8 protein-coding genes are annotated in these 14,746 nt (G+C 69.8%); 4 read left to right on the top strand and 4 right to left on the bottom strand.

All coding sequences use genetic code 11. The features are described 5' to 3' along the window. Positions 1-12: 12 nt before the first annotated feature. The gene (locus H6726_10020) at positions 13-3,693 is read right to left on the bottom strand and encodes a hypothetical protein (GenBank protein ID MCB9657972.1); all 3,681 of its coding nucleotides are present in this window, start codon (positions 3,691-3,693) and stop codon (positions 13-15) included. An 83-nt stretch (positions 3,694-3,776) separates the two neighbouring features. Here H6726_10020 and H6726_10025 point away from each other — a divergent pair, with 83 nt between their 5' ends. Genes H6726_10025 through H6726_10035 form a run of 3 tightly spaced genes read left to right on the top strand, consistent with a single transcriptional unit; the run spans position 3,777 to position 8,096 of the window. Next, positions 3,777-5,459: a protein kinase gene (locus H6726_10025; GenBank protein MCB9657973.1), complete on the top strand. Its 1,683-nt coding sequence runs from the start codon at positions 3,777-3,779 to the stop codon at positions 5,457-5,459. Continuing rightward, a complete protein-coding gene (locus tag H6726_10030) occupies positions 5,443-6,513 on the top strand; it encodes a PEGA domain-containing protein (protein MCB9657974.1) in 1,071 nt (356 codons plus the stop codon). Before H6726_10025 ends, H6726_10030 begins: the two co-directional genes overlap by 17 nt. Further along, positions 6,513-8,096, top strand: a complete 1,584-nt coding sequence (locus H6726_10035; GenBank protein ID MCB9657975.1) for a putative metal-binding motif-containing protein — start codon at positions 6,513-6,515, stop codon at positions 8,094-8,096. Before H6726_10030 ends, H6726_10035 begins: the two co-directional genes overlap by 1 nt. Before the next feature lie 6 nt (positions 8,097-8,102). Here H6726_10035 and murJ read toward each other — a convergent pair whose 3' ends face one another. Beyond that, positions 8,103-9,746, bottom strand: coding sequence for a murein biosynthesis integral membrane protein MurJ (gene murJ, locus H6726_10040; protein ID MCB9657976.1), 1,644 nt, complete (start codon positions 9,744-9,746; stop codon positions 8,103-8,105). Between the two features lie 17 nt (positions 9,747-9,763). After that, positions 9,764-10,795 carry an isocitrate/isopropylmalate dehydrogenase family protein gene (locus tag H6726_10045; protein MCB9657977.1) on the bottom strand — a complete coding sequence of 344 codons (1,032 nt, stop codon included), beginning with the start codon at positions 10,793-10,795 and terminating at the stop codon, positions 9,764-9,766. A 237-nt stretch (positions 10,796-11,032) separates the two neighbouring features. Here H6726_10045 and H6726_10050 point away from each other — a divergent pair, with 237 nt between their 5' ends. After that, on the top strand, positions 11,033-11,932 hold the full coding sequence (locus tag H6726_10050; GenBank protein MCB9657978.1) for an Hsp33 family molecular chaperone HslO: 900 nt from the start codon (positions 11,033-11,035) through the stop codon (positions 11,930-11,932). Positions 11,933-11,943: 11 nt separating this feature from the next. On the opposite strand, the gene H6726_10055 is transcribed toward H6726_10050, so the two are convergent. Continuing rightward, the gene (locus tag H6726_10055; protein MCB9657979.1) at positions 11,944-14,586 is read right to left on the bottom strand and encodes an MMPL family transporter; all 2,643 of its coding nucleotides are present in this window, start codon (positions 14,584-14,586) and stop codon (positions 11,944-11,946) included. Positions 14,587-14,746 lie beyond the last annotated feature (160 nt).

Genomic DNA, 14,746 nt, shown 5'->3' on the forward strand with positions numbered 1-14,746 from the left:
GGCCCTGCGGCGTCAGGGCACCGAGCGGGTGAGATCCCGGATGCGCGTCGGCGTGGTGATCGCGGCCGGGCCCGTGGGATCGATCAGGCCGACGGGGTTGTCGCCCCAGCAGTACACGTCCCGCAGCGCGTCGAAGCCGCAGATGGTCCCCGAGCTCCCGCTGGTCTCCGCCAACTCGACGATGGCGCTGCTCCCGACGACCGGCGCGAAGCGCGCCAGCGGGTTCGCGCCGTCGTTCGTGCCCAGGCGGTTCAACGTGTTGCTGCCGCGGCACTGGACGCTCGCCGCGTTGCGGGCGCACAGCAGCTCGAAGCCCGCGTAGAGCTCGAGCGGGTTGCTCACGCCCAGCACACGCACGGGGGTGCTGAAGCCGGTGCTCACGGGCGACGCGATCTCCCCCTGGCTGTTGCCGCCCCAGCAGTAGATGGAGCCACCGAACGACGAGCGCCGCACGCACGCGAAGCTCGACCCCATCACCAGCTCTGCGACGTCCGTCCATCCGGAGGTCCCCGTCACGGGGGTGGCGACGACGCTCGAGAGCATGGGCATGCTGCCCCAGCAGTACACGCCCGCGCTCTCCGTGACTGCGCAAGACGCGAAGGCGGAGGTCGCGACGGCGACGACGTTCGTGAGGGGCGTCATCGGCGCGGTCTCGACCTCCACCGGCACGTCCGAACCACCCGTCACGGCAGTGCTGCCGAGCTGCCCCACCATGTCACTGCCCCAACAGTACACCCGCGCGTCCGTGCCGAGCGTGCAGGTGTGGGTGGCGCCCGCCGAGATGGCGACGGCGGGCGAGATGACGCCCACGGGCGACGGGAACGCCGAGTCCGGCCCGACGTAGCCGAGCTGCGAGTCCGTGTTCCTTCCCCAGCACGAGGGCGTCCCGTTCAGGTCGAGGCCGCAGCTGTGGGTGTCCCCCACCGCGATGGTGTGAAAGCCCAGCGCGTCGAAGCCTATCGGGGGCGCCGCCGGGGGCGACACGGGTGGCGTCAGCCCCGGGTAGCCGAGGCGGTTGCTGTCGTTGTTGCCCCAGCACACCAGGGCGCCGTTCTCACGCTGGAGGCACGCGAAGTCGCCCGAGACCGACAGCGCGAGCCCCCTGTCGCAGAAGCCCAGGGCGCAGCTCCCGCCGGCGCCGCAGGTCACGCCGCAGCCGCCGCAGTTTGCGATGTCGGCGCCCGTGAACGTCTCGCACCCCGGCGTCGCGTCGCAGTCTGCGGTGCCCGGATTGCACGTCAACGTGCACGCCGAGTTCACGCACGCGCCGAAGCCGCTGGGGCCGTCCGGACAGAAGTTGCCGCACGCGCCACAGTGGTCGCGGTCGCTGCGCGTGTCGGTCTCGCAACCGGTCATGGGGTCGCCGTCGCAGCTGCCGCTGCCTGCGGGGCACAGCAGGCGGCACACCCCCAGCTCGCACACCGGGGGCTCGCCCCCCGCGCCGAAGTCGCACGTGGTGCCACCCATGCCCGCGCAGCCACCGCAGTGCGTCAGGTCGCGCGTGATGTCGGTCTCGCAGCCATCGCCGGGGTTCATGTTGCAGTCCTGGAAGCCGGGCAGGCACATGTCCTGACAGACCCCGCCGCTGCAGAACGCGCCCTGGGCGTTCTGGCGCGCCAGGCACGGCTGGTTGCACCCACCACAGTGCTGCATGTCGAAGCCATCGATCTGTCGTTCGCAGCCGTCCACCGGGTTGTTGTTGCAGTCGCCCCAGCCCATCTCACACGGCCGCTCGCACACGCCCTGGAAGCACGAGCCTGCGAGGTAGTGCCGCCCGGTGTCCGCTCCACACGAGCGGAAGCAGCCACCGCAGTGGTCCTGCGACACGTTGAGGTCTTCCTCGCACCCGTCGTTCGGCATGCCGTTGCAGTCCGCGTGGTTGGCCGCGCAGAAGGTCACCTGGCAAGTGCCGCCGATGCAGCGCGTCTGCCCGTTGGACGTGAAGCCGCACAGCTGGCCGCCCATGAAGTTGCAGCCGCCGCAGTGTTCGTCCGACGAGCTCGTGTTCGTCTCGCACCCGTTCGCGGGGTCGCCGTCGCAGTCCGCGCGTCCTGGCTGACACTGCGTGATCTGGCAGTTTCCGGCGTTGCAGGTCGCGTTCTGCACGCTCGGGCCCATGCAGTTGCGGCCGCACTGACCGCAGTTGAACGCGTCCATCGCCACCTCGCAGCCGTTCCCCGCCGAGTTGTCGCAGTCCAGGCGGTCGGGCGGGCACTGCTCGACGCGGCACTCGCCGAAGAAGCAGCGTTGGCTCACCGCGTTGGTGACGGGGCACATGTTCGACGCCGGCGCCTCGTCCACCGTCCCGTCGCAGTCCTCGTCCAGGTTGTTGCACTGCTCGGTGGCGTTCGGGAAGCGCCCGGCCCGCCCATCGTCGCAGTCCCCGCCCTGCGCGATGAAGCCGGGCATCGGGCGACACGACAGGATGGAACCCGACACGATGCTGCCGTAGCCGTCCCCGTCGAGGTCGCGGAACCACTGCCGCGAGTCCGCGTCCTCGTCCACGCGGTCGTCGCAGTCGTTGTCACGTCCGTCGCATGACTCGGGCGCGCCGCCCCCCGTGCTGGGGTCTTCGTCGTCGCAGTCCGAGCCGAAGATCGGGCAGGCGATGTCGACCGCGCCGTCCCCGTCGTCGTCCTCGAAGTCGTTCACGCCGATCTGGAAGTCGGCGAGCCCGTTGCAGTCGTTGTCGATGCCGTCGCACAGCTCCGCGGCGGCGGGGTTGATCGCTGGCGCCGCGTCGTTGCAGTCCGTGCCTCGGAGCGACGCGTCGGGCTGCACGAAGCACGACGAGATGGGCGTGGCGTCGCGGTCGCCGAAGCCGTCACCGTCCAGATCGGGGTACCAGTCGGCGGCATCCATCGTCTCGTCGATGCCGAGGTCGCAGTCGTTGTTCACGCCATCGCACAGCTCGGGTGCCCCGGGGAAGATGGATGGATCGCCGTCGTCGCAGTCGCCCCCCTGGGTCGAGAAGCCCGCCACGCCGCCACACGAGTTCATCGGGATGCTCCCGCCGATGCCATCGTAGTCCGCGTCGACGAAGCCGCTCAGCGCGACCGTCTCGTCGACCATCCCGTCGCAGTCGTTGTCCAGCCGGTCGCAGGCCTCCGTGGAGCCCGGCCGGATCTCGGGGCGCACGTCGTTGCAGTCGGTGCCGCAGTTCATCCCGCCAGCCGCGAGGGGGTTGCAGCAGCGCGCGTCGGCGAACGTGTCGTTGTCGCGATCGATGCGCCCGAAGGTGCTCTCGTCGCAGTCCTCGTCGTGGTGGTCCTCATCGCAGACCTCGAGGTTCGACGGGAAGCGGTTGATGTCGTCGTCGTCGCAGTCGTCGCCGAGCGGGGTGCCTTGGCCATCAAGACACGATGCGTCGCGGTGGCCGTCCCCATCGACGTCGGGTGCGTCGCTCTGGCAGGCGCGCGCGTCCTCGGAGCAGCGGTCCACGGTGCACGCGATGCCGTCGTCGCACGCGACGGGCGTGCCCGCCACGCATTGCTGGTCGACGCAGGTCTCCGCGCCGTTGCAGAAGAGCCCATCGTCGCACTCGCTCGACTGGGTACATGCGGTGGCCATGTCCGGGGCGACGTTCGCGTCCGAGCCCAGGTCCATGCCTCCGGGGTCGCTCGAGCCACCGCATCCCAGCCACACCAGCGAAAGGAAGAAGGCCACTGAGGGCCCGCCGGCCCGCTTCAACACGTCCACGTCCACACTCGGCCTTTCTCCGGGCGATTCAGGCCCGTTCGAGATACATTCCGGTGGTATCCTTCCGTTGTCAACACATGGCACAGCAGGCCCCGGACATCCCAGACCCGCTCGTGGGCACCCTCGTCAGCGAGCGCTACCGCATCCTCCGCAAGCTCGGCGAGGGTGGCATGGGGCGCGTCTACGAGGCGCAGCACGAGTTGATCGGCAAGCGCGTGGCGCTCAAGTGCCTGAACGCGGAATTCGCCACGCATCCCATCGTCGTGGAGCGTTTCAAGCGCGAAGCGCGGGCGGCCACGGCCGTCGGCAACGAGCACATCGTGGACGTGACGGACCTCGGTGACCTGCCGGATGGCTCCCCCTTCATCGTGATGGAGCACCTGAGCGGGCGTGAGCTGGCCGACGTCATCGAAGAGGGCCCGCTCACCCTCGGGCGCGCCGTGCGCATCATGGAGCAGGTCTGCGACGCGCTGGCAGCGGCCCACCCCAAGGGCATCGTCCACCGCGACCTCAAGCCGGAGAACATCTTCCTGGTGCAGCGGTCTGGCAACGAGGACTTCGTGAAGGTGCTCGACTTCGGCATCTCGAAGATGAAGGAGCCCGAGGAGACGTCCCCCAGCCTCACGCGCACAGGCATGGCGATGGGTACGCCCCAGTACATGTCGCCCGAGCAGGCGCAGGGCATGACCTCGACCGACCACCGCACGGACGTCTACGCGCTCGGGGTCATCCTCTATCGCATGCTGACGGGCGAGGTGCCGTTCTCGGCCGAGACCTTCCCCATGCTCATCGTCCAGATCGTGACGACCGACGCGCCCTCCGTGCTCGTGCTGCGGCCAGACCTGCCGACCGAGGTGGACGCTATCATCCGGCGCGCGCTCGCCCGGGACGTGCGCGAGCGCTATCAGTCGGTGGGCGAGCTCGCGCGGGCGCTCGCGCCCTTTCGCGACGTCGAGGACGCACCGCGCAAAGTGGTCGTCGTGCCCAAGACCCGCTTGTCGCTCGATGGCACTCTGCCCGGCAAGCGGACGCCGAAGCTGGGTCAGATCGAGCCTCGCCCTTCGAGTCTTCCGACACAAGCAGGCAAGCCGACGCCTGCGTCGCGGCGTGCCGAGGTACCCTCGGCGACGCCCACGCGGTCGTCGACCCCGTCTGGGTCGGCGGTACCCGGTGCGGTCGACAGCGACACGCCCGGCATGGCGCCTGGGGGGGCAGCACCTGCGTGGCGCCGGCCGGTCATGGCGTTGGTGGCCCTCCTGGTGGCCGGGGGTGCGGTGTTCGCGTTCACGCGAGGTGGCGACCCGGACACGGACGCGCCGTCGGATGCCGTGGTCCCCGTGACGGTGCCGCCAACACCCGGCGAGGGCGAGGAGGCTGACCCCGTACCGCCCGTCGCCGAGGCGACCCCCCCGCCTGCCGAGAGCCCAGCCGAGGTGCGCGTGCGCGTGACTGTCCTGCCGGCCGGGGCGAGGATCTTCCTGGACGACCGTGAGTTCCCCAACCCCCTCGACAGCCCCCGCCCGCGCTCCCTCGAGCCCGTGCGTGTGCGCATGGAGCTCGACGGCTACGAGACCCAGGAGCGCATGATCGTGTTCGACTCGGACGCGCGCATCGAGATCACGCTGCAGCCCACCACCGCCCGGCCGCGCGCTGGCTCAGGAGGTCGGACGGGCAGCGCGATGAGCGCGGACACGAACGAGGGCGCGATGACCGTTGCGACCCCAACCCGAATGGATGGCTTCCGTGAGAGCTTCGACTGAGAACCCGAAGAGCGCCCCGCGCACTGTCCGTGGTGCTGGGCGTGGGCTGGTGGTGTTCACGCTGGTCCTGACGTGCGCTCCCGTCTGGGGGCGGGCCCAGGACAACCTCCCGGACACCGGCGAACCCACGCCAGGGATCGACGGCGGCGCGCCCGTCCCCGACGAGACGCCCACCCCGGACCCGAGCAGCGAGGCCCGCGAGCGCTTCACGCAGGGGCTCTCGCTGGCGCGCGCGGGGAACTGCGAGGGGGCCATCTCCGAGTTCCAGGCCAGCTACGCCTTGGTCCCACGCCCCAACACGCTCTACAACATCGCGCAGTGCCAGGAGCAGCTCAACCGCTACGACCTGGCCATCCGCTTCTACGAAGAGTACCTCGCCAGCGCCCCTGCAGACGCCGAGGACCGCCCGACCGTCGAGGCCAGCATGCGCGCGCTTCGCAACCTGCTCGGCGTCATCGTGGTGTCCAGCAACGTCCCCGCCGAGGTGTGGGTGGGCGGTCGCGTCGTGGGTATGGCGCCAGGTGAAGTGCCCATCCCAGGGGGGCGCCATCGCGTCGAGATCCGCGCGGACGGCTACATCCCCGTGCTGCGTGAGGTGGAGGTGGCGGCGCGCCAGCGCGTCGAGCTCACCGTCGCGCTCGAGCAGCCCCAGCAGACGACGATCGAGCAGACGACGATCGAGCAGACGGTCATCGAAGACCGGGGCATCCCACCGACGCTCTTCTACGCGGGGGTCGGGGTGACGGCCGCGAGCGCGCTGGTGGGTGTCGGCTTCGGCATCCGAGCGCTGCGCCTGCGCGGCGACCAGCGCGCGGTGGACCCGCTGGCCTTCGACGAGATGGTGCGGATTCGCGACGATGTGAAGCGCACGGCGCGCATCGCCGACGTGTTCTTCCTGACGGCCGGGGTCTTCGCGGTTGGCACCTTGGTGGTGTACTTCCTGACGGACTTCTCGTCCGAGGAAGCACGCGAAGCGTCGGCTCAGGCGCGCCTGCGCGTGCGCCCGAGCCTGGGTCTCGGTGGCGGCGGCTTGTCGCTCGAGGGGAGCTTCTGATGCGGCGCATCTCGACCTTCTCGTCCATCGTGGTGCTCGCCTGGCTGCCCGTGCTCGGGTGTTCTTTCGTTGCCGTGGAGGACATCGACCCGGACATGACGAGCGACCCGGCAGACTGTGTGGCGCTCAACGATGAACCGTCGCTCGCCACCGGCGACCCCTGCCTGCGCTGGCAGCTGGTGGATGGCTTCTGCCGCATCGGGACGCGGGACACCGATGGGGATGGCGCGAAGGACGCCGAGTGCGCCGCGGCCGACGAGGTCGTGGATTGCGACGAGGAGGACCCGACGCGCGCGCCGCAGCTCGCGGAGCTGTGCGATGGTGTCGACAACGACTGCGACGAGCGCGTGGACGAGGACGTGTTGACCCCCACGACGCCCTCCGCGACGCAGGTCGCCACGGGGATCGAGAACGCCTCGTTCGCTGCGCCTCCCGCCAGCGCGCGCGTGGCGGCGTTGTTCAGCAGCCCGGACGGAACGCCGCAGCATGTCGTCACCACGGCACGCTTCGGCGGGACAGGGAGCGGCACGGTAGCGTTCGCTGCGGGCAGTGTCACCGCACCTGCGCGCGACGGGGCCACACGAGGCACCTCGGCCCTCGCGGCCCTCGACAGCCAGAGCTACGTGGCAGCGCTGGTACCTGCAGGGGGCTGCCGCCGGGTGGCGCTCGCGACGCTCGGAAGCGACAGCGCCAGTACGGACCTCAGCTTCCCCGCGGGACACGCCGACGCAGGCTTGCCGGACGTCTCGGGTGAGACGTGCCTCACGGCTGGCATGCCGACGGACCAGCGCGCGCGCACGCCCGCGCTGGCGGCGAGCACGTCGCGGGTGCTCGCCGCGTGGGTGGCGGGGGCGTTCCTGGACACCTGCGGCGTCTCCGGGAGCGCGGCGCCCGTCGTCGTGAACGGCGCGACCTTCAACGCCAACTCGCGCGTGCTCACGCCGGGCAGCGCCGCCGCGCTCTCACTCGGGAGCAGCCACGACGCCAGCGGTCCGGCGGTGATCGCCCTCGGCGCCGACGGCTTCGTCGTTGCGCACGCGGATGGGTCGGACGTGGTGCTCTCGCGGGTGAGCGTGGACGCGAGCGGAGTCCCGACGCTGGCTCAGGCGGTGCGCCACGACGTCGGTGACGGTCTCGACGTGGGTGACGTCGCGCTCGTGAAGATGAGCGACACTCAGCTGCTCCTCGCGTACCGCGTCGGCTGCGGCACGCAGGCGCGCGTCATCACGTCCGTCCAGTCGCGCGACGCCAACTCGGGGGAGCTGGCCGCAACGCTCGGGACGGCACGGTCCGTGGAGACGGGGAGCAGCGCACAGCGCCGCCCCCAGCTGGCGGTGCGGGAGCTGCCAGTGGGCGCCACCGTGGTGTGGGAGGTCGGCGCGACGCTGCGGACCCGTCAGCTCGATGGCGCCGGGGTGCCGCTCGGCGCGGTGCAGACGGCCTACAGCAGCCCCGGGACCCTGGGGGTAGGGCACTACGTGTATCCGCTGCCGGACGCCGCGGCGTTCGGGTTGCTGGTTGCGGAGGACGCAGCCTCTGGGGGCGGCGCGCTGCAGAGCCTCGAGCTGCGCTGCTCCCCTTAGCGTGGCTCAGCGCCTGCGACGCACACGGCGCAGGACGCCGTGCGTGAAGGTGCTGGCCTCCTCGACCCCGAGCACGTGCGCCACGCCGAGGTAGACCAAGCCGCCGAGCACCACCGCCGCCCCGAGCAGGCCCAGCTGCGTGGGCGCGAGCGCGTCGCTCAGCCATGGGCGCGACGCGGTGAGCGCGATCAGCAGGACCCCCATGACGGCGGACGCCACCCCCATGCGTGCCGCCGCGCCCACCACGCGGCCCAGCCCCAGACGTCCCGTGCGCCGGCGCAAGAGGGCCAGCAGCACCCCCAGCTGAGCGAGCGCGGCGAGCGAGATGGCCAGCGTCAGACCGGCGTGACGCATGCTGTCCATCAGCAGCCAGCTCAGCGCGGCGAAGACGACGAGGTTCGTCGCGCTGGCCGCCACTTGGGTGCTGGTGTCGTTGTGCGCGTGGAACATGGGCACCACGGTGCGCACCGAGGCCACGGCCCAGATGCCTGCCGCCTGGAACACCAGGCCGTAGGCGGTCTCCTGCACATCGCTCGGCGAGAACTCACCGCGCCCGAAGAGCACCGCCACGATGGGCAGGGCCAGCGCTCCGAGCGCCACGGTCGACGGGATGGCCACGAAGAGGGTCATGCGCAGCGTCGCTCGGAACAGCGCGAGGGCCTCTTCGCGGTCGCCGCGTGACACGATCTCACTCAACGATGGCAGCGCAGCCGACGCGATGGCGAGCGCGAACATGCCCTGCGGGATCTCCACCAGGCGCTGCGCGTACCACAGCCAGCTCACTGGGCCGCGTCCGAGGTGGCTGGCGAACTGCCGCGCGAAGATGACGTTGAGCTGGTACACGCCGAGGGACGCGAGCAGCGGCAGGAGCAGCCGCATGGCCTTGCGGACGTAGGGGTCGCGGTGGCTGCCTGCTGCCGTCAGTCCGAAGCCGAGGCGACGCAGCGTCGGCCACTGGGCGAGCACCTGGAGGGCCCCTCCCACGAGCACACCCGAGGCGAGCGCGTACCACGTGGGCAGGCCCAGGCTGTCGAGCAGCGGGACCATCAGCAGGCAGGCCAGCACCAGGGCCACGTTGAGCAGCGCGGGCGAGAGGGCCGGGGCCGTGAACGACTTGCGGGAGTGCAGCGCCGCGGTGACCAGCGCGGCCACGCCCATCAGGAAGATGTAGGGGAAGACCCAGCGCGTCATCTGCACGGTCAGGTCGAAGCGCTGTGGGTCGAAGCCCGATGCGTACGCATAGACGAGCGGGCCAGCGAGCAGCACGCCCAGCACGGTGACGACCCCGAGCACGGGCACCATCACGCGTACGAGCCCGCCGAACACGGTCGCCGCGCGCTCCGTGCCCTCCTTCTCGCGGGCCTCGGTGAGCACCGGGACGAACGCGCCCGACGCGGCGCCTTCCCCGAAAAGCACGCGCAGCGCGTTCGGGATGGTGAAGGCCATGAAGAAGGCGTCGGTCAGCCCCACCGCGAAGGTGGCGGCGATGACCACGTCGCGCACGGCGCCCAGAAACCGCGAGAGGAGGATCCCGACACCTACCAGTCCAGCACGGCGCGCCACAGCGCTCGACTCGGCGGCGGGCGCGGCGGTGGCTGGCGATGGTGGTGCGACCGGACCGACGGGGGGCTGTGCAGGTTCGGTGGTCACGCAGGGGTCGTCTCGGTTCAGCTCGGCAGCCGCTCGATGAGCGCGTCGACGAAGCCCATCGTGTTGAGCGACCCGCCCAGGTCGCCGGTCTTCTGACCGTCCGAGAGGGCCTGGTTGTAGGCCGCCTTGATGCGCTCGCTGGCCTTCGCGCAGGCAGCGTCCGCGCGTGACTCGGCCAGGTGGTTGAGCATCATCACGCCGCTCATGATGAAGGCCAGCGGGTTGGCGATGCCCTTGCCCGCGATGTCCGGCGCGGAGCCGTGGACGGCCTCGAACACCGCGCCGTCGCGCCCGAAGTTGGCGCCCGGTACCACGCCGAGCCCACCGACGAGGCCGGCGCAGAGGTCGCTGATGACGTCGCCGTAGAGGTTCTCGAGCAGCAGCACGTCGAAGCGCGTGGGGTCTTGGACCAGCCGCATGCAGCCCGCGTCGATGATGATCTCTTCGTACTCGATGTCCGTGTATCCACCCTGCTCGCGGGACTCACGCGCGCACCGTGTGAAGAGGCCGTCGCTCAGCTTCATGATGTTCGCTTTGTGCATCACGGTGACCTTCTTGCGACCGCGCTCGCGCGCGTACGCGAAGCCGTAGTCGGCGATGCGACGGCAGGCCTTCTCGGTGGCGACCTTCAGCGACGTGACGACGCCCTCGGTCACGACGTTCTCGATGCCGCTGTAGAGGCCCTCGGTGTTCTCTCGCAGCACGACGATGTCGACGTCCTGGAAGCGGGTCTCGACACCCGCCAGGTTGCGGATGGGGCGCACGGCGGCGTAGAGGTCCAGCTGCTTGCGGAGCTGCACGTTCACGGAGGTGAAGCCCTTGCCGACCGGCGTGGTGCACGGTCCTTTGAGCGCGACACGGTGCTTGCGCACGGCTTCCAAGGTGGACTCCGGCATCACCTCGCCGCTGTCGGCCAGTGCTGCAACGCCGGCGTGGTGCTCTTCGAACACGATGGGTGCTTGGACGGCCGTGAACAGCTTCTGCACGGCCGCCGACACTTCGGGGCCGATGCCATCACCAGGAATGAGTACGACGGTGTGCTGGGTCATGGAACCTCGGGGGGGCTGACGGGACGGGCCAAGCGTAGAGCGTGAGTCCGCTGGGGTGCAACGCAAGAGCAAGGATCGGGATCGCTCAGCGCCGGTCGGAACGCTTTCTACGTCACGCTCTCGCGCGTCTGCGCGACCGAGTGGGGCACAACCAGCGAAATTGCGGCGCACGGGGCTGGAAGCTATCTACTCTCGTGCGATGGAACCCGACCGACATTCAGCGAGGACACTGACGCCATGAGCTCGAAGCCCGAAGAGGTCACCACCGACCGCGTCCTGCGCGCCATGACCGACGACGGCGCGTTCCGCATCATGGCTGCGCGCACGACGGAGACCGTGCGCGGGGTGGTGGCCGCTCAGCGCCTGGCGGGGGACGACGCGCGCCAGCTGGGGCGCCTCGTCACGGCCGCCGTGCTGTACCGCGAGACCATGGCGCCGACCCTGCGGGTGCAGATCGTGCTCCAGGGCGCGAACGGCACGGGCCACCTGCTGGCGGATAGCAACCCGGAGGGCTGGTCTCGCGGGTTGCTGCAGCGCCGCACGGACGGTCCGGTACAGCTCGGCCAGGGCGCCATGCTGCAGCTCATCCGCAGCTTGCCCAACGGAGACCTGCACCGCGGCGTGGTGGAGATGCCCGAGAGCGGCGACATCGCCGAAGGGGTCATGAGCTACATGCAATCGTCCGAGCAGATCAGCACGATGGTCGCGGTGGACGTGGTGCTGGACGATGCGGGTCAGGTCGCCGCAGCCGGCGGCTACCTGGTGCAGATCCTGCCCGAGTACAAGGAGCGCGCCGGTGCGCTGGCGCTGATGAGCGCCCGGCTAGAGGACTTCGAGGACATCGCGGAGCGCCTGGTCCGCGAAGACGCGTCCCCCGACCATCTGGTGGCCGAGATCTTCTATGGCATGGACCACACCATGCTGGGCGACTCCCCGCTGCGCTTCGGCTGCAACTGCAGCAAGGAGCGGGTCATGGCCAGTCTGCGCACGCTGAGCGACGACGATCTGAGCGGACTCATCGCCGACGGAAACGATCTGGACATGAGCTGTGACCACTGCGGGACCCCGTACATCGTCAAGGTGCCGGAGCTGGAGGCGATCGTCGCCAAGCGCCTGCGCGAGACGATCGTCCAGTAGGGGCGAGGCGCTCAGCCGTCTTCGCGGTCGCGTCGGACGGCCGCAGCCAGGCGCGCATCTTCTTCGCGGTGCGCGGCCCGCACCGCGCGGCTCAGGCCGGCCACGGAGAGCAGGGCTGGCTGGACCACCAGGGTCGCCAACAGGCTGAGCGCGACCGTGACGGAGATCAGCTCGCCAAAGTGCCGCACGGGGACGAACGAGCTCATCAGCAGCACGGCGAAGCCCGCCATGAGCGTGAGCCCGCTGACCACGATGGCGCGTCCGGTTCCCCGCGCCGCACGCACCAAGGCCGCGTTGCTGCGCAATCCACGGGCGGTCTCCTCGCGGAAGCGCGCCAGGACGTGGATGGTGCCGTCGACGGCGAGGCCGAGGCTGATGCTGAAGATGATGACCGTGGCTGCGTTCAGGGGGATGCCGCGGATGACCATGTAGGCCAACGTCCCGACCAGCGGGATGAGGTTGGGCGGGATGCTCAGGAGGCCCAAGCGCACGCTCCGGAACAGCAGGGAGAGGAGCACGAAGATGATGACGATGGCCGTCGCCAAGCTGGATCCGAGGTCGTGCACCACCGCGCGCTGACCGCGTGATCCGTCGTGCGCCTCCCCTGTGAACCCGTGCCGCACGCCGCTGCCCTCGGGGAACACGCGGTCGATCTCGGCCTCGAGGTCGTCGATGAGCGCCATCGTCGCCTGCGCGCCCACGTCACGCACCATGATCTGGAGCCGCACCATCCGCCCCTCGTTGGTCTCCCAGTTGTCCAGGGGGTTCTCGTCGCGCTTGCGGAGGATGGTCTGCACCGCGTGCACCGCGCGCGGGTCTGGGAAGGGCTCCTGTCGGATGTGGTCGTCTCCGGCGACCAACGCGAGCGTCGAGCGGATGACGTCGGCGTGGTCCAGCCCGGTGATGACCTCGGGCCGCTCCATGGCCCAGTCACGCACGGCGTCGAGGCGGGCGATCTGGGCGGGGTCGTCGAAGGCGCCTGCCGTCTCGGACTGGAACACGATCTCGAGCGGGCGGACGCCGTCGAGCTTCTCTTCGAGCAGGCGCGTCGTGACGTAGACGTCGTCTTGAGGGTCGAATTGGTCGAGCAGCGCGTGGTCGACCTTCAGGTCCTTCGACACGAAAATGAGCGCACCCAGCGCGATCGCCGTGCCGAGGAGCGCCATTCCGGGCCGCCGCAGGATGCGCGCCGTCATCAGCATGATGCTGCCCTCGAGCCAGCCGCCCCACGACTTGGACGTCTGATCTGGCTCCTTGGCCCACGTCATGATGGTGGGCAGGAACGTCATGGTCACCACGTAGGCCACCATCACGCCCACTGCGGACGTGACGCCGAAGTGACGCAGCATCACCGTCCGCGACACCACGAGGGAGGCCAGGCCCACTGCGGTGGTGAGCGACGTGAGCGCGCACGCGACGGCCATGGTGTGGATCGTACGACGCCCCGCTTCGTCCCGATCGGGGGTGCGCCCGAGCTCCTCTCGGTATCTCCCGACGATGTGGATGGAGTCGCTTATGCCGATGATGATCAGCAACACCGGGATGATGTTGTTGATGACGTTCATCGGTTCGTGCGCGATCACCATGCCGCCCACCACCATCACCGTGGTGATGACGACCGCTCCCAGCGGGAGGAACACGCCAGGCAGCCAGCGGAAGCTGAGGTAGAGCAGGAGCACGCAGACCAGCAGGGTGATGGGGATCAGCTTGAGCTGATCGTTCCGCATCTTCTCCACCATCGTGGCGCGCAGGTAGGGCAACCCCCCGATGTGTACGGAGACCCCTGCCGGAGCCGGGTGGTTCGTCAGGTGCTGACGCAGCGCGTCCACCGCGCGATGGGTCTCACGCGGGCTCATGTCCTTCAGTCGTACGGCGACCGCCGCGACCGTGTGGTCCGCGCTGATCAGCCGACCGATCAGGAGCGGCGACTGGTCGACCGCCATGGCGATCTCGCGCGCTTGCTCGGCGGTCACCTCGGGGCCCGTGATGACCGGGTCCACGCGCAGCTCGGTGGACAACGCAGGGCCGACCTGCGCCAGCCCGCCAGGGAAGTACGTGGGGTAGCTCTCGATGATGTCGAGCAGCGCGTCCACCATCTCTTGGTCGTAGTCGTCCTGAGACGCAGCCCAGTCGGAGTCCTCTCCATCTTCGCCTTCGGGCCCGAGGAGATCGTCCAGGTCTTCGAGCGACTCACCAGCAGGCGCACCGTCCGGCTCGTCGTCGGGGCCGACCAGATCATCGAGGTCCTCGAGGGACTCCCCGCTCGGGGCGGGGGCGGCCCCACGCACCCGGCGAGGCAAGGGCAACGTCGTGATGCTGTCCGCGCTCTCGACCCAGGGCTGCTCCCGGAAAGACAGGGACAGCTCGTGAACGTACCCGAGCGCGGCCGGTGAGAGCACGTCGTCCGTCTGGATCAGCAGCGCGATGACCTTCTCCCGACTCCCGAAGGAGCGCTCGAACAACGCGGCCACGTCCTCACCCTCTCGCTCGAACGAGGAGATGAGGTTCTCGGGTGCAGGATCCGCTTGAATGTCGGGGATTTGCACCCCGAGCGCGACCGTGAGTAGCGCGAGCACGCTGAGCACCAGGGCCCGCCTGCGCGTCACCAAATTGGCTAGCCAGTTCAGCACGGTGTGGTTCCGTTCGGGATGCACGGCGGCATCGTAGACGGTTTTGGCGTCACGAGCGCCTGGTTGTCGCGCACACTCACGGAGCCCCATATGACGCGGAAACAGGGGGGGTGGCAAGCACAGCCCTGCCTTGACTTCCGACCATCGGCCGGCTAGACACAGCGCCCCATCAGGAGAGTCCTCG

It is taken from the genome of Sandaracinaceae bacterium, assembly GCA_020633055.1.
Lineage (GTDB): Bacteria > Myxococcota_A > Polyangia > Polyangiales > Houyiibacteriaceae > JADJJE01.

Coding starts and splice junctions, on each gene's coding strand:
- H6726_10025 (MCB9657973.1), top strand. CDS start 3,777: ATGGCACAGCAGGCCCCGGACATCCCAGACCCGCTCGTGGGCACCCTC.
- H6726_10035 (MCB9657975.1), top strand. CDS start 6,513: ATGCGGCGCATCTCGACCTTCTCGTCCATCGTGGTGCTCGCCTGGCTG.
- H6726_10045 (MCB9657977.1), bottom strand. CDS start 10,795: ATGACCCAGCACACCGTCGTACTCATTCCTGGTGATGGCATCGGCCCC.
- H6726_10050 (MCB9657978.1), top strand. CDS start 11,033: ATGAGCTCGAAGCCCGAAGAGGTCACCACCGACCGCGTCCTGCGCGCC.